Source organism: Streptomyces sp. NPDC058525, from assembly GCF_042719495.1.
GTDB lineage: Bacteria > Actinomycetota > Actinomycetes > Streptomycetales > Streptomycetaceae > Streptomyces.
On the sequence record NZ_JBHXNP010000090.1, the window covers coordinates 21,224 to 39,841 of the forward strand.

Here is an 18,618-nt window from a genome sequence, read left to right on the forward strand (position 1 = left end):
CGGATCGGACGCGCCCGGGACCAAACCCGTCGGCACGCACGTGACTCAGCGCGAGCGCGGGGCAACTTTCCGCGTCCGCAGGGGCCGGATCGGGGCGGGCCGGCGCGCAGACTCGCGTACTCCTGTACTACGCCAGGAGTATGACCAGTGACCGCCTGTGGGCTGAGGAATAGCGAAGTCCGGTCGGGCATTGTGGACTTCATGAGTGCACTGGCGCTGTCGGTCCTGCTCTGCCTGGTGTCCGCTCTGGCGTACGCGGGCGGCGCGATCGTCCAGGAACGGGTCGCGGCGACCACGCCGGACCGCCCGTACGCACCGCTGCGGCGGAGCGGCTGGTGGGTCGCGGTGGCGCTCAACGGACTCGGCGCCCTGCTGCACGTGGTGGCCCTCGCGTACGGTCCGCTGAGCCTGGTCCAGCCGCTCGGCGCCCTCACCATCGTCTTCGCCCTGCCCATGGCGGCCGTGTTCGTACGCCGCCGGGCGGGCGCGGCAGCCTGGCGCGGAGCCGTGCCGGCCACGGCGGGTCTGGCCGGTCTGCTGGCCCTGACCGGCGGCGACGGCCGGGCGGAGCCGATGCTGGCGGGCGGTGAGCGGAGCCTGCTGCTCGTGGTCACCGGGGCGGCGGTGGCGGCGCTGTTCCCGGCCGCGCACCGGATGCGCCGGGCGGTGCTGCGCAGCGTGCTGATGGCCGCGGCGGCCGGTACGGCCTTCGGCATGGCCTCGGTGTTCACCAAGTCGGTGGCGGAGGGCTTCACCGCGGGTGCGCGGGGCGCCCTGTGGCCCGATCTCGCGGCGATAGCGCTGCTGGCCTCCGGCGGACTGCTGCTCTCGCAGGCCGCCTACCGGGGTGCGGGGCTGACCGCACCGCTGGCCACGGTGACCGTGGTCAATCCCGTGGTCGCGGCGACGGTCGGCCTCACGCTCTTCGACGAGGGCTTCCGGTACGGGGCGGCCGGCACGGCGGCGGCACTGGCCAGCGCCGTGGTGGCGGCCGCCGGGCTGGTGCTGCTCACCGCCGTGCCCTCGCACGTACGGGGGTCAGATGTCGACCCCGTGGGCCCGGAGGTACTTCAGCGGGTCGATGTCGGTGCCGTAGCCGGCTCCCGTGCGCACCTCGAAGTGCAGGTGCGGTCCGCTGGAGTTGCCGGTCGAACCGGAACGCCCGATCCGCTGGCCTCCGGACACCTGCTGGCCGGCCTTGACGCCGAGCGCCGACAGGTGGGCGTACTGGGAGAAGCGGCCGTCGGTGTGCCGGATGACGACCTGGTAGCCGTACGCACCGGCCCAGCCCGCGGAGACGACCTGGCCGGGGGCGACGGACTTGACGGAGGTGCCGGTCGCCACCGGGAAGTCCACTCCCGTGTGGTAGCCGCTGGACCAGGAGGAGCCCGCGACGCGGTAGGCGGTGCCGAGGGCGGCGTCGACGGGGGCGGAGTAGCCGCCCGAGACCGGCTTCTGCTGCGCTGAGGCGGGCTGCTGCGCGGGCTTCTCGGTGTTCTCGGCGGGCTTGGGCTTCTCGGCGGGCTTCTCGGCCGGCTTCTCCGCGGGTTTGGGCGCCGGTTCGGCCGGCTTCTCGGCGGGCTTCTCCGCCGCCGGCTCCACGGGCTTCACCGGCTCGGCCGTGCGCGGCGGTTTCTCCGGGTTCTGCGCGGGCGGCGCGGCGGTGATCCGCAGGGTGAGCCGCTGCCCCGGGAAGATCAGGTTCGGGTTGCCGCCGACGGTCGCGCGGTTGGTCTCGTACAGCGCCTGCCAGCCGCCCTCGACGCGCTGCTCGGTGGCGATGACCGAGAGCGAGTCGCCGGGGGCGACGACGTACGGGTTCGGCAGTACGGACGTCCCGGTCGGGCGGGGCGTGCCGGCCTGCTTCCCGGTTGCCGCCGCCTTGGCCTGCTGCGGCAGGACCGGCTTCCGGGACTGGGACTGCGCCTGCTTCTGGGACGCGGACTGGGCCTGCTCGCCCGGTGCGACGGCCGGGGCCGGGCCGCTGCGGCTGAGCCCCGCCTTCTTGCCGCACTGGGGCCAGGCCTGCGGACCCTGCCCCTTCAGGACCTTCTCGGCGACGGCGATCTGCTGGTCCTTGGTGGCCAGGTCGGCGCGCGGGGCGTAGGCGGCGCCGCCGAAGGCGCGCCAGGTGCTCTGGCTGAACTGGAGGCCGCCGTAGTAGCCGTTGCCGGTGTTGATGCGCCAGTTGCCGGTGGACTCGCAGGCGGCGACCTTGTTCCAGGTGTCCACGGACGCGGCCTGTGCGGTTCCGGCGCCGATGAGCGGGAGCGCGAGCCCGGCGCCACCGGCGGTGACAGCGAGCGAGGCCCGGTTGATGCTGCTCGGCTGATACCGGCGGTGCCGGCCCCGTACACCCATGGGAGCCCCCATCGAAGACATCAGGAACCGCACAACTTAACGTGCCGATCAGAGCATGACAAGGGGCGCAACAGGGCGCTCTCCAGGGGAATTTGACGGCCTCTCGGCTCGGTGGACGGCGGCGGGCGGCCGTCCGGATGTAGCGTCGGTCATCCCCGCACACCGAAGCACGCAGGAGCGCACGCATGAGCACCAGCACAGCCCACATCGGCGTCACCGGGCTCGCGGTCATGGGCAGCAACCTCGCCCGCAACTTCGCCCGCAACGGATTCACCGTGGCCGTCCACAACCGCACCGCCGCGAAGACCCGGGCCCTGGTGGAGGAGTTCGGCGACGAGGGCTCCCTCGTCGCGGCCGAATCCGCCAAGGAGTTCGTCGACGCGCTGGAGCGCCCCCGCCGCATCGTCGTCATGGTGAAGGCCGGTGACCCGACCGATGCCGTGATCCGCGAGTTCGCCCCGCTCCTGGAGGAGGGCGACGTCATCATCGACGGCGGCAACGCGCACTTCCAGGACACCCGGCGCCGCGAGAAGGAGCTGCGCGAGCAGGGCATCCACTTCGTGGGCGTGGGCATCTCGGGCGGCGAGGAGGGCGCGCTGCTCGGCCCGAGCATCATGCCCGGCGGCTCCGAGGAGTCGTACGCCTCTCTCGGCCCGCTGCTGGAGAAGATCGCCGCGAAGGCCGCCGACGGCACGCCCTGCACCTCGCACATGGGCCCGGACGGCGCCGGACACTTCGTCAAGATGGTGCACAACGGCATCGAGTACGCCGACATGCAGCTGATCGCCGAGGCCTACCACCTGCTGCGCGAGGTCGCGGGCTACTCCCCCGCCCGGATCGCGGAGACCTTCCGGGAGTGGAACCGGGGGCGCCTGGACTCGTACCTGATCGAGATCACGGCGGAGGTGCTCGCGCACACGGACGCCGCGACGGGCCGCCCGTTCGTGGACGTCGTGGCCGACGCCGCCGAGCAGAAGGGCACCGGCCGCTGGACCGTGCAGATCGCCCTGGACCTCGGCGTCCCGGTGTCGGGGATCGCCGAGGCGGTCTTCGCCCGCTCGGTCTCGGGCCACGCCGACCTGCGGGCGGCCGCCCGCGGGCTCCCGGGCCCGGCGGCCTCCGCGCTGTCCGGGGAGGAGGCCGACGCGTTCGCGGCGCAGGTGGAACAGGCCCTGTACGCCTCGAAGATCGTCTCGTACACCCAGGGCTTCCACCAGATCCGGGCCGGCAGCGAGGAGTACGGCTGGGGCGTGGACCTGGGCGCGGTGGCCTCGCTGTGGCGCGGCGGCTGCATCATCCGGGCAGCGTTCCTGGACCGGATCCTGGCCGCGTACGAGGCACGGCCCGCGCTGCCGAGCCTGCTGGCCGACGCGGGGTTCGCGGACGAGATCGGCGCGGCCCAGCAGGACTGGCGGGCCGTCCTGGTCGCGGCGGTGCGCCACGGCATCCCGGTGCCCGCCTTCTCCGCCTCGCTCGCCTACTACGACGCCCTGCGCGCGGACCGGCTCCCCGCCGCCCTCACCCAGGGGCAGCGGGACTTCTTCGGGGCGCACACCTACCGCCGCACCGACCGCGAGGGCTCGTTCCACACCCTCTGGAGCGGCGACCGCTCCGAGGTCCAGACGGGCTGAGCCCGCTCAGCTCCAGGGCCCGGGCTGCGGCACCGGCGCGGGCCCCGGCGGCGGGGGCACCGGGTCCGGCTCCGGGACGGGGCCGGGCACGGGCGGTACCGGCCGCGGCATCGGCGCGGGGTCGGGGAAGGGGGTGGGGTCCGGATTCGGCTCGGGCTCGGGCACCGGCGGCTGCGTCTCTTCTAGTGTTCGCACCATATGGCCCATTTTCCCGCGATGCCGCGAGAAATGCCCCTGGGACGCCCCCGCGATGTCGCCGCGATGCCGCCGCGATGCCGTCGCGGTGCCGTCGCGGTGCCGCTAGAGCGCCCCCGCCTGCCGCAGCCCCGCGGCCAGGCCCGGTGCCGGGCTGGACAGGACCGGGACCGGCGTCGTGACGAGATCCGCGGCGCCGGCCATGGAGGCCTGGGCCAGCACGATGACGTCCGCGCCGGCGACGGCGTCGGCGGCCGCGGCCACGCGGGCCAGGTAGCCGGCGGTGTCCCCCGCCTCGAAGCGCTCCCAGGCCCCGTCGACCAGGTGCGTGCTGATCGCCGTCGGCCGACCGCCCGCCTCCTCGGCCAGCAGCTCCGCGGTCGGCGCGAACGTCGACTCCACCGTGGCCAGTACGGCGATCCGCGCACCGGCGCGCACCGCGGCGGCCGCCATCGGCCGGTCCACGCGCAGCACCGGGGCGCCGAGCGCGGGAGCCAGGGCCTCGGCGGTCGCCCCGATCGTCGAGCAGGTGACCAGCACGGGCCCGGGTCCGGCCGCGGCGAGGGCCTCCAGCACCGCCGGAGCCACCGCCGACGGCCCTTCGGCGCGGGCCCGGTCCAGCAGCTCCGGAGCCACCAGGTGGCGCAGGACGGCCCCCGGGTGGTTCCGGTCCCGCAGCGCGTCGAAGACGGGGACGTGCGCGGGCGAGGTGTGCAGCAGGGTGAGCCCCGGTCCGGTCACCACAGGGAGCTGTCGCCCTCCAGCTGGGCCTTGGCCGCGGCCACCACCCCGGCCGGGGCCTCGGGGGCCTCGTCGGGGTGTTTGGCGGCCCAGGCGGCCGCGTACGGGCAGAGCGGAACCACGGGCACGCCTTCGGCGGCGGCGATCCCGTAGAAGGTCTTCACCAGCCCGCCCGCGATGCCCCGGCCCTCGTGGCCGGGCTCGACGACGGTGTGCACCGCCACCAGGGCGCGGGGTGCCTCGGCGAGCACGAAGTAGGCGATGAACCCGACCACCGCCCCGCCCTCGGCCGCCAGCAGCCGTCCCGCCTCGCGCGCGTCCTCGAACTCGATCGCCACGGTCCCGCTCCTCTCAGACAGCCACCGCGTGGGGGCTGCGCTGCTGATCCGTGCCCGGCACCGGGGCGGAGGGGTCCGCGCCCAGCTCGACGATCCGGTTGTCCGCGTCCACGTGCACGACACGCGGCGTGAACTCCCGCGCCTCGGCGTCCTCGACCTGCGCGTAGCTGATGAGGATGACCAGGTCCCCGGGGTGCACGAGGTGGGCGGCGGCGCCGTTGATCCCGATGACCCCGGATCCGCGCTCCCCCTCGATGACGTAGGTCTCGAGCCTGGCCCCGTTGGTGATGTCCACGATGTGGACGAGCTCCCCGGGCAGCAGATCCGCCGCGTCCAGCAGATCGGCGTCGATGGTCACGGACCCGACGTAGTGCAGGTCGGCCTGGGTGACCGTGGCCCGGTGGATCTTGGACTTGAACATGGTGCGAAACATGAAAAAGCTCCCCAGATGTCTGCTCCCTGCCCGCTTTGTGCAGGTCAAGGGCGGTCTTCGGAGCCTACAACGATTCGCCGGACGGGTCAGCGGTCCCCCGTTCTTTCCGGACTCGGACCCGACCGATCGCCGACCGGTCCGGTGGGCGGCGGCGGTGCGCGGCAGTGCGCGGCCGGTGACCGGGTCAGGCGTCCTTGCGGGCCAGGAACCTCCGCAGTCTGGTCAGCGGCCAGGTGTTGACCACGTCGTCCTTGGTCAGCCAGCCGCGTTGGGCCGTCGCCACCCCGTAGCGCATGTACGGCAGGTGTGTGGTGGCGTGCGCGTCGGAGTTCACGGCGAACTTCACGCCGTACCGCTTCGCGCGCAGGATGTCTTCGTCGCACAGGTCGAGCCGCTCGGGGTGCGCGTTGATCTCCAGCACGGTGCCCGTGCGGGCGCAGGCCTGGAAGACGGCGTCGAAGTCGGCGTCGATGCCCGGGCGTTTGCCGATCCGGCGCGTCGTGGGATGGCCTATGACGGCGACGTGCGGGTTCTCGCAGGCCCGGACGAGGCGGCGGGTGAGTTCGCGTCTGCTCTGGTTGAAGTGGGAGTGGACGGAGGCCACGCAGAGGTCGAACTCCGCGAGGAACTCGTCGGGCCAGTCCAGGGTGCCGTCGGGGCCGATGTTGAGTTCCGTGCCGTGCAGCAGCCGCATCCTGTGGTGCGTTCCGTCGAGCGCGCGGACCCGCTCGCGCTGGGCGAGGATCTTCTCGCTGGTCATGCGCTGCATGGACAGGTTCGGGGCGTGGTCGGTGACCGCGTAGTACGCGTAGCCGCGGGCGGCCGCGGCGGCGACCATGTCCTCCAGCGGCGCCAGCCCGTCGGTGAGGTCGGTGTGGGTGTGCAGGTCGCCGCGGATGTCCCGCTCCTCTATGAGGTCGGGGAGTTCGCCGCGCAGCCCGGCCGCGATCTCGCCGCGGTCCTCGCGCAGGGTCGGCGGTATCCAGGGCAGCCCGAGCCTGGCGTAGACCGCCTCCTCCGTCTCCGAGGAGACGTTCTCGCCGCTCTCGGAGTCGAAGAGCCCGTACTCGGAGAGCTTGAAGCCCTGGCGCAGCGCCAGTTCGCGCGTGCGGATGTTGTGCGCCTTGGAGCCGGTGAAGTACTGCAGTCCCGCGCCCCAGGAGGCCGGCGGGAGGACCCGCAGGTCCACCTGGAGGCCCGTGACCGTCCGTACCGAGGTCTTCTTCGCCCCGTGCGCGATGACCTCGGCCGTCTGCGGGTGGGCGGTGAGGGCGTCCATGAACGGGACCGGCCGGCGGGCCGCCACCAGGATGTCGACGTCGCCGATGGTCTCCCGCATCCGGCGCAGGGAGCCCGCGTACGTGCACCGGACGCAGCCGCGGACCTCCGAGAGCTCGGCGACGAGCTGCTCGGCCACGTCCATGGCCGCGCTGACGAGGATGCGGCCCTCGCCCGCCTTCCGCAGCACCGCGATGCCGTGCAGGATGTTGTCCTCGGTCCGCTCGCCGAAGCCCTTCAGGTCGCGCAGCCGCTCCTGCCCGATGGCGTCGACCAGCTGGTCGACCGAGCTGATGCCCAGCTCCTCGTACAGCAGCATGGCCTTGCGGGGGCCGAGCCCCGGGATCGCGACCAGCTCGCGCACTCCGGCCGGTACGGACGCCCTGGCCTCGTCGACGACGGGCATGCGGCCGCTGCGCAGGTATTCGATGATCTTGTCGGCGACCGACTTGCCGACGCCCGGGATCTCGCGCAGGCCCTTGGCGTCGAGCGCCGAGACGTCCTGCGGGTAGCCCCCGACGGCGCGGGCGGCCTTCTCGTAGGCGCGGGCCTTGAAGGCCTCCCCGCCGCGGATCGCGATGAGGTCGGCGTACTCCTGGAGGAGCGCCTCGACCTCGTCGTTGGCTCGGGCCATGTCTCCAGGGTGCCCCCGCGGGGCCCGGGCGGGCACGCCGGGGATCCGGCTTCCCCGGTGCACCCGTAACCGATCGGACGTCTCGGGGGTTGGCAAAGAGGCCTTCCCGAGGCCGACGATTCCGAAGGAAGCTTGTATGGCGCAGGAGCACACGACGACCCTCCGGCTGCGCCTTCGGTACCGGTTCGACCATCTCGTGGCAGGGGGGACCGCCGCGCTGATCGGCTGGCTGGCCCTCGCCTGCCTGGCCGTGGTGGTCCCGGCGAGCATCGTGCTGGTGTGGGCCGACCGTTCGGCCCCGACGACCCTCTCCGGCCGGCTGACGGCGGTGTGGGTCAGTGTCGGGCAGACGCTCAAGATCGGGGGCGCGGTCGGGTCGCCCGTCTACGTGCTGGCGTCGGTGGCGCTGGCGCTCGTCGCGCTGCTGTTCGTGTCGACGCTGGTCAGTCTGATCACCACCGGCATCAACCGGCGCATCATGTCGCTGCGCCTCGGGCACTCCACCGTGCTGGAAGCGGGGCACACGGTCGTGCTGGGGTGGTCCGACCAGATCTTCCCGGTGGCCGGGGAGCTGGTGGCCGCCAACGCCAACCAGCGCCGGTCGGCGATCGCCGTCCTCGCCCCGAAGGACAAGGTGGAGATGGAGGACGAGCTCTCCACGCGCATCACCGACCGGGGCCGGACCCGCATCATCTGCCGCAACGGCAGCACCACCGACCCCACCGAGCTGGCCAGGGTGAGTCCGCAGGCGGCGAAGGCCGTGCTCGTGCTGCCGCCCGGCGGACCTGCCGGCGACGCCCATGTGGTGAAGACCCTGCTCGCCCTGAACGCGGCCGTCCCCGGAGCCGGTCGCGGGGCGGTGGTGGTGGCCGCCGTCCGGGACGGCCGCAACCACGCGACCGCCAGGCTGGCCGCCGGGCCGGGCGGGCACGTCCTGTGCGTCGACGACATCATCGCCCGGCTCCTCGTACAGACCGCCCGCCAGCCCGGCCTCTCGCTCGTCTACCAGGAGCTGCTGGACTTCTCGGGCGACGAGTTCTACACCGCCCCCGCCGGCGCCCTCGCCGGGCGCACCTTCGGCGAGGCCCTGCTGTCGTACGCCACGTCCTCCGTGGTCGGTCTGCTGCACGCCGACGGGGGCGTCGCGCTCAATCCAGGGCCGGACACCGGGATCGGGCCGGACGACCGGCTCATCGTCATCTCCGAGGACGACGACACGGCCGTACCCCTGGACGTGAACTCCTGGGTGGACGAGGACGCGATCGCCACGCCCCTGCCCCGGTTCGCCCTGGCCGAGCGCCTGCTCCTGCTGGGCTGGAACCGCCGGGCGCCGTTCGTGGTGGACCAGCTCGACCAGTACGTGAGCCCCGGGAGCTCCCTCGACGTGGTGGCCCTCGAGGAGGGTGAGGGCTCCGGGTGCACGACGGCGACCCGGCGCCATCTCGATGTCGCCTTCCACGGCGGCGACATCACCGACCCGCAGGTCCTCGCCAAGCTGGACGTGCCCTCGTACGACAGCGTGATCGTCGTCGGCGAGGCGGATCCGGCGGCCGTGGGCCGGGCGGCGGGCACCTGCGCGTCCGCCGACGCGGAGGAGGCGTTGGCGGACGACAGGACGCTGGTCGCGCTGCTGCACCTGCGGGCCGTCGCGGAGGGCGCGCAGCGCGAACTCGCCCTCACCACCGAGATGTCCGACGACGGGAACCGGCTCCTCGCGCCCGCCCGGGAGGGCGCCGACTTCATCGTGAGCGGCAGGCTGATCAGTCTGCTGATGACCCAGATCTCGGAGAGCCGCTACCTGGCCGCGGTCTTCGAGGAGCTGTTCGACGCGGAGGGCAGCGAGTTCCACCTCAAGCCGGCCGCGGAGTACGTCCGGGCCGGCCGCGAGGTCCCGTTCGCCACCCTCGTGGAGTCGGCGCGCCGCCGCGGCGAATGCGCGGTCGGCTACCGGCTGCGCGCGGGGGCGGCGACGGGTCCCGGCCACGGGCTGAGGATCAACCCCGACAAGCGGGAGCGGGTCCGGCTCGGCGGGGAGGACTGGCTGATCGTGCTCGCGGGAAGCTGACGGCGGCCGGTCAGGGCGCCAGGTGGACCTCCAGGGCGGTCCGCACCGCGGATTCCAGGGCTCCCTCGATCCAGGCGGGCTTGACGGAGGTGTGGCACCCCGCGAAGTGCAGGTTCCCCTCGGACGAGCGGACGTGGGGGAACAGTTCGGTGTGCTGGCCGGGCAGCAGCACGGAGGCCTCGCCGTAGGCGTACGGGTCGCGCATCCAGGACTGGGTGCGGCCGACTCCGGTGTAGAACACCTCGATCCGCTGCCCGAACACCTCCTGGACACCGGCCAGGGCGCGCGGGTAGCGCTCCTCGTCGTCGAGGGAGTCCCACTTCAGGGCGTCGTCCGACCAGCTGTAGGAGGCGAGGACCACGCCGCCGGCGCTGCCCTCGACCGGATAGGAGGGCTGGAACATGAAGCGGTTGGGGTTGTCCGTGGCCGAACCGCCGCCGATGACGCCGGCCGCCTCGGGCTGGTCCCGGGTGACGGGACGGCAGGCGGCGTAGTGGGCGCGCTGCGCGTCGGAGATGCGGCCCTTGGGCACCGAGGGGTGGGCGCCGAGCAGGCCGCCGGCCTCGGGAGTCTGCGCGGTCTGGTACTTCCGGTAGAGGCCCGGCTGCACGGCCTCCAGCTCGCGCTTCCAGTCGGCCTCGTCGAACTCCCACCAGCGGCGGCTGAATTCGAGCAGCACCTTGGTGGCGGCGTCGTAGTGCAGCTCGGTGACCGCGCGCCGCTTGCCGTACGAGAGGGCCGGCGCGACCGGGATGTGGCGCAGTCCGGAGAAGGGGACGGTGATGATCGCGGTGTCGGCGGTGAAGGTCTCGCGCCGCACCGGGCTGCCGCCGCGGCCCTCGGAGACGGTGTCGACGGTGACCTGGCCCTCGCCGTGGGTGATGCGGGTGGCGCGGCGGTCGAGCCGCACCAGGTCCTTGACCCGCGCGTAGAGCGCGTCGGCGAGGGTGGCGGTGCCGTCGGGCAGTTCGAAGAAGGCGGTGTCGGGGCTGATCAGCGAGGCCCCGATGAAGCTGTGCACGAAGGCGAGGTGCAGCCGGGAGGTGAGGTTCTCGACCGTTCCGATCAGATCGACGGTCCGCTCGTCGAGCTCGGCCACCTCGGTCAGGTAGCGGTACATCGACATGTGGCCGTAGCGCTGGATGACGCGGGCCCAGCCCTCGACGAGCTCCCGGTCCTTCTTGCCCTCGATCTCCTTGCGCACGGGGGCGAAGGCATTGCGCACGATCTGTGCGGCGGGCACGGACTCGTGGGCCGCCGGGACTCCGAAGGAGCGGTTGAGCGCCTGCGGGCTGCGGGCGTAGTCCGCCCGGCGCACGCGCAGGCCGTTGACGAAGATCCACGTGCGGTAGGCGGGGCGGCCCGCGGCGTCCACGTCCACCAGGTGGAAGCGCCTGCGCTTGAGACCGAGGCTGTCGATCAGGCCGGTGACCAGCGGGTGGCTGTCGGGGATCCGCATGGCGCCGGCCTCGGCGTACTGCTTGGGGTCCGCGAAGGGCGCGGCGGCCTTCTCGTGGCCGCCGGTGCGGAAGGTCTTGATGCGGCCGCCGACCCGGTTGCCGTTGGCCTCGACGACGGTGACCTGGTGCCCGGCCTCGCGCAGGAGGTGGGCGGCGGTGAGTCCGGCGGGCCCGGCGCCGACGACGAGCACCTTCTTGCCGGGGCGGCGGGAGCGGGGCAGGCCGTTCTTCAGGAGGATGTCCGCGTAGCGGGGCACCAGGGGCTGGTCTTCGTCGTCCCGCACGAGGATGGCCCGGGCGATGGTCAGGCAGGTCTCCCAGTCGGGGCGTGCGGAGCCGGACGGCGCCTGCGGGGTCCCGGCGGACGCTGCCGCGACCGAGAGCGCGCCGGCTCCGGCGACCGCGGCCGCGCCGGCGATGACGGTACGGCGGGAGGGGCGGCGGGCCGGCGCCGGTGCGCTCTGGGCCGGGGAGTCGGGGCTGGGGGGCGGGTCGATGATCATGGAGCAACTCTTGCGGGCCGCAGGCGCGTCGAGCCCCGAAAAGCGTCCGGGCGGGAAACATCCACCCGGACGTGGGGCGCGGGCCGACGGACGCTGACGAACTGGGTTTCGTACGGGGAACGGCCGGTCCGGCGGCCCGCCCTGATGGCCCGGTCCTGATGGCCCGGTCCTGATGGCCCAGTCCTGATGGCCCAGTCCTGATGGCCGTGCGCGCGGCCCGCTGGAAGACTCGGGACCATGCCATTCGACGACTACGGCGTTCTGTGCGGGACCCTGCGGCAGCACTTCCGCGACACGCCCGACACGGAGGGCGCGTGGTTCCACGTCAACCTCAGGGTCGAGGCGCCCGACGGCCGGTACAAGTGCGCCGTGGACGTGGACAGCCACGACTCCGCGACCGGGGTCCAGTGGAAGGTCTTCACGGTGGACGCCTCGGCGCTCGGCCCGGTCGCGGCGCTGGCTCCCGGCTACCACGACCTCGCGCGCAAGGCGGGGTCCGGCGCCCTCGACTACATCCGGCATCCCGCCCTGCGCAGCGGCCCGAACCTGCCCGCGCTCCCGCTGCCCCGCCTGCTCAAGGACCTCCTCGGCCGGTGGCTGCCGCCGTCCCGGCCCTGGACGTCGGGGTCGAACCTCGACGCCGCGCTCGCCCTCGAACCGATCCTCGTCGTCGGCCGGCCGGTCCTGGTCTTCGGCGAGCCGTTCAACGCCGGGCTGGGCATGCACAACATCCACCAGAACCAGGGCGACCCGTACGGCAGCCAGTGGTGGGACGAGAACGGCACCTGGCAGGACGGCGCGACCATGACCCGCCGCCCCGACGGCCGGTACGACGTGTTCCTGAACAAGTTCTCGACGCAGAAGGACCACACGGACGCCTCGGGACACCCGGTCTAGGCAGCACGCGGCGCGGCAAGATATCAGCCCTTCGGGTACTCGCCCGGATGTTTATCCAATGGTGATGGTCCTGCCGCCAGGCCACCACCCGTGGCACTAGCGTCCCGTGACACCCCGGGAATGCGGGTGTGCACCGCACGGCTCGTGCGGACCCTCCTGCCCCGCTGCCCCTCCCGGCCCACGGACCTAGGAGGCACTGTGCTGTCATTCGGGCGGCGTTCCATCAGCAGGTTTTCGGTCGCCACGCGATACACGATCGGCAGCGGCTTCGTCATCACCGCCCTCGCCGTCACGCTGATCGCGCTGCTGATCCCCGTGGAGAAGTTCGGCACGGAGGCCTCGGCCTCGGCCGCGCGGCCGGCCGCCGAGGACGACGGCGCCGGAACCATGAGCACGGCGTACGGGCCGCTGACCCCCGTGGACCGCGACTTCGTGCGCAAGGTGCGGCTCGCCGGCCTGTGGGAGCTGCCCGCCGGACGGCAGGCCCAGCAGCGCGGGACGCGCGCGACCGTTCGCACGGCCGGCGATCACCTCGTGGAGGGCCACACCGAGCTGGACCGGCAGGCCATCCAGGTCGGCCAGGCCCTCGGCGTCGACCTGCCCAACCAGCCGTCCGAGCAGCAGCGGGGTTGGCTGGGCCAGCTGACCCGCGCCCAAGGGGACGAGTACGAGCGGCTGTTCATCCAGCTGTTGCGCCGAGCGCACGGGAAGGTGTTCGCGCTGCTGGCCCAAGTACGGGCGCAGACCCGCAACTCCATGGTCCGCGCCCTGGCCACCTCCGCCAACGCCACGGTCCTGGACCACATCACGGTCCTCGAGGACAGCGGGCTGGTCGACTTCGACGCGCTCAACGTCCCCGACGGGACTCCTGCTCCGTCCGATGTCCGATCGACGAAGTGAAGTGAAGTGATCGCATGAGTGAAAAGGGCCATAAACGCCCCCGGTTGACGAACAAGCTGCTGGCCGTGGTCTCCGCGCTGGTCCTGGGCGGGGGCGGCGTCGCCGTCGTCGCGGGCAGTGCGAACGCGGGTCAGGACGGCCGCCTCGACGGGGGCGGGGAGACGCAGGTGACCGCCACCATCGACTGCCCCGACGTCGGCGACCGGCTGACCTCCGTACCCGACCAGGCCCGGGCCGAGGTCGACGAGGGCCTCGCCCAGCTGGACGTGCAGGTCGCCGACGCCTACCGGAAGCTCGCCGCGGGCGAGGCGCGCGGCGAGGAGCTCGTCGGCGGGCTGCGGCAGCAGCGCGACGAGACCATCGGCCGCATCTCCGACGCGATAGCCCGCTCCGCGGCCCGGCCGGAGGAGCTGAAGGACATGAGCGGCTGCGAGGTCAAGCAGGCGTCCGCGGAGGACGACGCGGGCGCCGGGGCGCAGGCCGCAGACGGGGCGTCCGGTCAGGGCGCCGCCCGGAGCAGCGGCAAGGGCGGCCCGGCGCGCAGCGACTTCGTCGCCATCGGCAAGGTACGGCCCAACGTGCGCACCCCCGGGGCCTCGGCCGGGGCCTCCACCGGGTCCTTCAGCTCGAGTTGCGGGCGCAACGAGAACGGCCACTTCAACCCCGACAACGTCATCGTCGCCCCCGGCGTCTCCAACGGCGCCCACCACATGCACGACTACGTGGGCAACAAGACCACCGACGCCTTCTCCACCAACGACAGCCTCGCCGCCTCCGGCACCACCTGCACCAACGGCGACCTGTCCAGCTACTACTGGCCGGTGCTGCGGCTGCGCGACGGCAAGGCGGAGCGGGACGCGCAGGCGCCGGGCGGCGGCCAGGACGCGAACGTGGGCACGATCCTGCGGCCCAAGCAGGTGACGATCACCTTCAAGGGGAGCCCCGCCGGCAAGGTCAGGGCCATGCCGCGGTTCCTGCGGATCATCACCGGCGACGCGAAGGCCTTCACCAACGGCACTGCCAACGCCAACGCCTCCTGGAGCTGCACCGGATTCGAGAACCGGCAGCTGAAGGACAAGTACCCGATCTGTCCCAAGGGCAGCGACGTGGTGCGCACCTTCACCTTCCAGAGCTGCTGGGACGGCCGCAACACCGACAGCGCCAACCACCGCACCCACGTGGCCTTCGCGAACCGCGACGGCCGCTGCCCGAAGGGCTTCACCGCCATCCCGCAGCTGGTGCAGCGGATCACGTACGGGGTCGCGCCGGGTGCGCGGATCGCCGTGGACAGCTTCCCCGAGCAGCTCCACAAACCGGTGACCGACCACGGGGACTTCATCAACGTGATGTCCAACGGCCTGATGAACAACGCGGTGGACTGCATCAACAGGGGGCGCACCTGCCGCTGACGCAGCGGTTCCACGATCTCCCGGACGGGGTGCGACTCCTCCCCCATGCACCGCGCCCCGTCCGGGAAAGGTGTTGGCCCGAAGCCGACTTCGGGCCATCGCCGTACACGTGTGTCCGGCCCCATCCCGGACGCGCACCCGATCCCGTACCCGAATCCGGCGCCGCACCCGAAACCGACGCCGTACCCGAAGCCCCAACCCGAAGCTGCGAGGAGTGCCATGACAGCCTCTCGTGAATCCCGTGAATCCGAGGACGACCCGGAGCATCCGGCCGCCCCCTCCGACGGAGAACTCACCCGGAGGCTCAGGAGGGGATACGGCACGGGCACCGCGGACGCCGCCGTGTGCGACCTCCTCTACCGGCGGCACCGGCGGGCCGCCCTCGCGTACGCCCGCACCTGCTGCCGCACCCCGCAGGACGCCGAGGACCTGGTCTCGGAGGCCTTCGCCCGGACCTTGCAGGCCGTCCGCTCCGGCGCGGGACCGCGGGGGCCGTGGCGCGCGTACCTGCTGGCCGTCGTCCGCCACACGGCCATGCAGTGGCGCGACGGGGACGGCCGGACGCTCCTGACGGCGGATTTCGACACCTGGTGCCAGCAGGCCGCGGCCGGCGGCGATCCGCAGCGCCGGCTGCTGGCCGGCGAGGACCGGCGGCTCCTGGCCCGTTCCTTCCAGACCCTGCCCGCCCGTTGGCAGGCGGTCCTGTGGCACACCCTCGTCGAGGAGGACTCGCCGCACGAGATCGCCGTGCGGCTGGGCATCACCCCCAGCGCGGTGACCTCGCTGGCGTTCCGCGCCCGGGAGGGGCTGCGCGAGGCGTACCTGCTCGCCCATGTGGACACCGTGGCCGGCGGGAGCTGCGGGCACTACAGCCACATGCTCGGCTCGGCCGTCCGGCGCGGCCGTACGCGGCAGCCCCGCGCCCTGGCGCGCCATCTGGCCGGGTGCGAGGACTGCGCGCGGTCGTACGAGGAACTGCTGGACCTCAGCTCGGCGATGGGCGGGGCGGTACCCGCCGCCTCGTGAACGGCGGCCGGCCCGGCCCCCGTCCTTCCGGGGGCCGGGCCGGCCGCTGCCCTCCTGCTTCTCCTCCTCCTGCTCCTACTCCTCCTCCTGCTCGGCTGTGCTCACAGGCCGTTGACGCGCGCCATCCGCCCGACGACCAGCGGGGTGAAGTCCGCCGTGACCACGCGCGCCGTCCTGCGCCCCACCCGCGAGTGCTGGCGCCGCACCTGGGCGATCAGCCGACGGCTGCGCAGGGCCATCTCCAGTTCGAACCGGGTGCGGGGGTCGCGCAGTCCGGGCCCGAAGAGCTTCTCCAGCTGCCGCATGCGGTACCGGACGGTCTGCGGGTGCACGCTCAGGGCCTTGGCGGCCTCCGGTGCACCGCCGCCCTCCAGCCAGGCCAGGAGGGTCACCTCCAGCCGCTCGCTCTGGCGCGGGGTCAGATCCGCCAGCGGCCGCAGCCAGCGGGCGGCCAGCGCGTGGGCCAGCGGCTCGTCCTGGAGCAGCAGCAGGGTCGAGAGGTGGTCGTCCACGAAGACGGGGCGGGCGTCCAGGCCCGCGCGGGCCGGTGTCAGCGCGAGCAGGCGCAGGGCCCAGCGCAGGGAGGACGCCGTGTCCCGGAGCGGTACCGCGTGGCCCACGGCCGCGAACCGGCCGCGCAGCGGGAGTTCGAGCGGGGCCCGGGTGTCGGGATCGGGGCTCGGGACCAGCAGGCAGGGGCGGCCCGCGAACGTCCCGGCGAGGGCGTCGTCCAGTACGGTCGCCAGCTGCTGCGCCTCCCCGGGCGCGGCCGGCGCGATGGCCCGTACGGCCACCGGGAGGGGCCAGCCGGCCGCGTCGGCGAGCTCGGCGAGGGAAGGGCCGGAGGGGGTCCGGTCATCGGTGAGCGCCGCGAAGAGGTCCTGTCGGGCACGGTCGGCGCCCGGCCCGAGGGGCGGCCGGGTGCGGTGCCCGTCGCCCTGCGCGCCGTCGTGCGTGCCGTGCTGCCGGTCGTGGTGCCTCGCCTGGTCCCTGATGTCGTCCCCGTCGTGGGGCCTGGCGCGGTCGCCGTCGTGGTGCCTGGGGCCGTCGCCGTCGTCGTCCCCGGCACGGTGCCTGTCGTGGTCCCTGCCCGCCACGACCTCGAGGGCCGCGTGCCGGTGCGCAGGATCGACGGCCCTGGGCAAGGCCGGTGTGCGCCGCGGGTGTTGCCGGTCCTGATCCCGGTCCTCGTGCGGGTCCCGATGCCGGTCCTCGTCCTGGTCCCGCTCCTGGTCCCGCTCCTGGTGCCGGTGCTGCTGCTGGTCCTGCTCCTTGCCCGAGGGGCAGCCGCGGGTGTCGCGGTAGCCGAGTGCGGTGAGAAGGGCTTCTTCGACCCGCTGTCTGAGCAATTCGTCGTCGATGGCATCGTTGTCATCGACAAGGGCGGAAAATTCCGGAATTCCATGCAGAAGCTCCTCCACTATCTCGGCGGCCAGCGCGGGGAGTTCCCGTCGAAGGACGCGGGTCCACTCGCCGCGGGGGCGGGACCAGATGCGGTTCAGAAGTTCGCACATCGTTTCCTCGTTCGTGCCGGGGTGAGGCCTGTCCGGTAGCGGAGGACAGGCCCGCCGAGGTTGCCTCTCGCGCCAACATCCGTGCCTGACAAGAGAGTTGTGGCCCCTCGTACTCCCTCCTGGAGGGGTCCGACCCCATTCGGTCCCGCGGTTTTGCCGTGATTTTGCCGTCGGGGACGCGTAGGCGGCGGGTGGCGCGGTGGCCAGTCGCAACCTCCGCTGGAGGGGAATCTTCCGGTGTTGTTCGATGCCCCGGAGACGCGGTCGCGAGAAATTATCACGTTTCGATAAATCCTGTGGAGGCGACGTGTAGCTCCACGATGCTTCTGCACTCCGGCCCCTAGCTCCTCGGCCGGCGCAGGAGTTTCACAGCGCTGCCGGGCACGAGCGACAACGACCCCCGGGTGCCGAGCGCCAGGTGGAGTGCTCGGGGCCCAGGCGCACAGGAGATCTGGATGCCCCTGTCTCAGCCGTACCTACGCCGCTCGCACCGGGCCCGCCGCAGGAGTCGTCATCCGGCGACGGCCCCGGCCGCCCTCGCGGCACTCGCCTCCCTCATCGTGGTGGTCCGCGCGGACGCCCTGTCCCGCCTGTGGGACTTCCTCGACTTCGGGGCGGGCGTGCTCTCGCTCGTCTCGCTCACCGCCACCGTCCTGTGGGGACTGGTGGCCACCGACCGGGTGCTGCTCGAACCGGGGCACCGGCTGCTCGCCCAAGGCGCCCACCGCGGACTGGCCGTGGCCGGTCTGGGCTTCCTGGCCCTGCACGTATGGGTCAAGGTCGCGGAGGCGCGGACGAGCGCGGCCGCCGCGGTGCTGCCCTTCGCGGACGACGAGCAACCCGTCCTCATCGGGCTGGGCACGCTGGCCGGCTACCTCTTCGTGACCGTGGCGGTCTCCGGCGCGGTGCGCAGCGTGTTCGCGACCAAGAGCCGCTCCCTGTGGTGGCGGGCCCTGCACTTCGGCGCCTACCCGGCCTGGGGCGCCTCGCTGGTGCACGGGCTCAAGGCGGGCCGCCCGGGCGGTGCGTGGGTGACGGCGGCGTACGCGCTCTGCCTGATCGGTGTCGCCGGGGTGATCGTCCTCCGGGTGAAGTCGCGGGCGCGCGGGGCGCGTTCGCGGCCCGCTCCCGTCCCGGGGACGCGTCCCGGCACGGGCCCGGGCGCCGGCAGCCCCCGCCCCCGCCGCGGCCTCGGCCGGGACGAGGGCGGCGGTCCGGGTGGCGGTCCGGGCG

The 18,618-nt window shown here is 73.2% G+C and carries 14 protein-coding genes and 1 pseudogene; 8 read left to right on the top strand and 7 right to left on the bottom strand.

The features are described from left to right. Window positions 1-201: 201 nt before the first annotated feature. Window positions 202-936, top strand: a pseudogene (locus ACFWP3_RS32010) (DMT family transporter); the annotation flags it as partial. Window positions 937-1,038: 102 nt separating this feature from the next. On the opposite strand, the gene ACFWP3_RS32015 reads toward ACFWP3_RS32010, so the two are convergent. Beyond that, entirely contained in the window at window positions 1,039-2,361 is a 1,323-nt protein-coding gene (locus ACFWP3_RS32015; RefSeq protein WP_384228023.1) for a transglycosylase family protein, read from the bottom strand. A gap of 185 nt (window positions 2,362-2,546) precedes the next feature. Here ACFWP3_RS32015 and gndA point away from each other — a divergent pair, with 185 nt between their 5' ends. After that, window positions 2,547-3,992, top strand: coding sequence for an NADP-dependent phosphogluconate dehydrogenase (gene gndA, locus ACFWP3_RS32020; protein ID WP_384228025.1), 1,446 nt, complete (start codon window positions 2,547-2,549; stop codon window positions 3,990-3,992). Between the two features lie 300 nt (window positions 3,993-4,292). Here the strand turns inward: gndA and ACFWP3_RS32025 are convergent, their stop codons facing one another. The 4 genes from ACFWP3_RS32025 to polX all read right to left on the bottom strand — a co-directional run bounded on the left by ACFWP3_RS32025 (window position 4,293) and on the right by polX (window position 7,611). Continuing rightward, window positions 4,293-4,928: an aspartate/glutamate racemase family protein gene (locus ACFWP3_RS32025; RefSeq protein WP_384228027.1), complete on the bottom strand. Its 636-nt coding sequence runs from the start codon at window positions 4,926-4,928 to the stop codon at window positions 4,293-4,295. Further along, on the bottom strand, window positions 4,925-5,266 hold the full coding sequence (locus ACFWP3_RS32030) for a GNAT family N-acetyltransferase (protein WP_384228029.1): 342 nt from the start codon (window positions 5,264-5,266) through the stop codon (window positions 4,925-4,927). The genes ACFWP3_RS32025 and ACFWP3_RS32030 overlap by 4 nt, the downstream gene beginning before the upstream one ends. A 13-nt stretch (window positions 5,267-5,279) precedes the next feature. Further along, window positions 5,280-5,699, bottom strand: a complete 420-nt coding sequence (panD, locus tag ACFWP3_RS32035; protein ID WP_384228031.1) for an aspartate 1-decarboxylase — start codon at window positions 5,697-5,699, stop codon at window positions 5,280-5,282. Window positions 5,700-5,883: 184 nt separating this feature from the next. Continuing rightward, window positions 5,884-7,611 carry a DNA polymerase/3'-5' exonuclease PolX gene (gene polX, locus ACFWP3_RS32040; RefSeq protein WP_384228033.1) on the bottom strand — a complete coding sequence of 576 codons (1,728 nt, stop codon included), beginning with the start codon at window positions 7,609-7,611 and terminating at the stop codon, window positions 5,884-5,886. Window positions 7,612-7,747: 136 nt separating this feature from the next. Here polX and ACFWP3_RS32045 point away from each other — a divergent pair, with 136 nt between their 5' ends. After that, window positions 7,748-9,676, top strand: a complete 1,929-nt coding sequence (locus ACFWP3_RS32045) for an NAD-binding lipoprotein (protein ID WP_384228035.1) — start codon at window positions 7,748-7,750, stop codon at window positions 9,674-9,676. A gap of 10 nt (window positions 9,677-9,686) precedes the next feature. On the opposite strand, the gene ACFWP3_RS32050 is transcribed toward ACFWP3_RS32045, so the two are convergent. Next, on the bottom strand, window positions 9,687-11,639 hold the full coding sequence (locus ACFWP3_RS32050; RefSeq protein ID WP_384228037.1) for a flavin monoamine oxidase family protein: 1,953 nt from the start codon (window positions 11,637-11,639) through the stop codon (window positions 9,687-9,689). Between the two features lie 237 nt (window positions 11,640-11,876). On the opposite strand from ACFWP3_RS32050, the gene ACFWP3_RS32055 reads away from it, so the two are divergent. The 4 genes from ACFWP3_RS32055 (at window position 11,877) to ACFWP3_RS32070 (ending at window position 15,871) form a co-directional block, all read left to right on the top strand. Then, window positions 11,877-12,536: a DUF2278 family protein gene (locus tag ACFWP3_RS32055; RefSeq protein ID WP_384228039.1), complete on the top strand. Its 660-nt coding sequence runs from the start codon at window positions 11,877-11,879 to the stop codon at window positions 12,534-12,536. Between the two features lie 198 nt (window positions 12,537-12,734). Next, window positions 12,735-13,436 carry a DUF4142 domain-containing protein gene (locus ACFWP3_RS32060; RefSeq protein WP_384228041.1) on the top strand — a complete coding sequence of 234 codons (702 nt, stop codon included), beginning with the start codon at window positions 12,735-12,737 and terminating at the stop codon, window positions 13,434-13,436. Between the two features lie 14 nt (window positions 13,437-13,450). Beyond that, window positions 13,451-14,845 (top strand): DUF1996 domain-containing protein, encoded by a 1,395-nt coding sequence (locus tag ACFWP3_RS32065; RefSeq protein ID WP_384228043.1) that lies wholly within the window; start codon window positions 13,451-13,453, stop codon window positions 14,843-14,845. Between the two features lie 219 nt (window positions 14,846-15,064). After that, window positions 15,065-15,871, top strand: a complete 807-nt coding sequence (locus ACFWP3_RS32070) for an RNA polymerase sigma factor (protein WP_384228045.1) — start codon at window positions 15,065-15,067, stop codon at window positions 15,869-15,871. 101 nt (window positions 15,872-15,972) lie between these two features. On the opposite strand, the gene ACFWP3_RS32075 is transcribed toward ACFWP3_RS32070, so the two are convergent. Then, the gene (locus ACFWP3_RS32075) at window positions 15,973-17,385 is read right to left on the bottom strand and encodes a helix-turn-helix domain-containing protein (RefSeq protein ID WP_384228047.1); all 1,413 of its coding nucleotides are present in this window, start codon (window positions 17,383-17,385) and stop codon (window positions 15,973-15,975) included. A 455-nt stretch (window positions 17,386-17,840) separates the two neighbouring features. On the opposite strand from ACFWP3_RS32075, the gene ACFWP3_RS32080 reads away from it, so the two are divergent. Then, window positions 17,841-18,618 (top strand): hypothetical protein (locus ACFWP3_RS32080; protein WP_384228049.1); only part of this gene is annotated, 778 nt, incomplete at its 3' end.

What these genes read in the sequence shown, in the direction of transcription:
- panD (WP_384228031.1), bottom strand. Translation starts at nt 5,699, where the DNA reads ATGTTTCGCACCATGTTCAAGTCCAAGATCCACCGGGCCACGGTCACC.
- ACFWP3_RS32050 (WP_384228037.1), bottom strand. Translation starts at nt 11,639, where the DNA reads ATGATCATCGACCCGCCCCCCAGCCCCGACTCCCCGGCCCAGAGCGCA.
- ACFWP3_RS32045 (WP_384228035.1), top strand. Translation starts at nt 7,748, where the DNA reads ATGGCGCAGGAGCACACGACGACCCTCCGGCTGCGCCTTCGGTACCGG.
- ACFWP3_RS32070 (WP_384228045.1), top strand. Translation starts at nt 15,065, where the DNA reads ATGACAGCCTCTCGTGAATCCCGTGAATCCGAGGACGACCCGGAGCAT.
- ACFWP3_RS32055 (WP_384228039.1), top strand. Translation starts at nt 11,877, where the DNA reads ATGCCATTCGACGACTACGGCGTTCTGTGCGGGACCCTGCGGCAGCAC.
- polX (WP_384228033.1), bottom strand. Translation starts at nt 7,611, where the DNA reads ATGGCCCGAGCCAACGACGAGGTCGAGGCGCTCCTCCAGGAGTACGCC.
- ACFWP3_RS32065 (WP_384228043.1), top strand. Translation starts at nt 13,451, where the DNA reads ATGAGTGAAAAGGGCCATAAACGCCCCCGGTTGACGAACAAGCTGCTG.
- ACFWP3_RS32075 (WP_384228047.1), bottom strand. Translation starts at nt 17,385, where the DNA reads ATGTGCGAACTTCTGAACCGCATCTGGTCCCGCCCCCGCGGCGAGTGG.
- gndA (WP_384228025.1), top strand. Translation starts at nt 2,547, where the DNA reads ATGAGCACCAGCACAGCCCACATCGGCGTCACCGGGCTCGCGGTCATG.
- ACFWP3_RS32015 (WP_384228023.1), bottom strand. Translation starts at nt 2,361, where the DNA reads ATGGGTGTACGGGGCCGGCACCGCCGGTATCAGCCGAGCAGCATCAAC.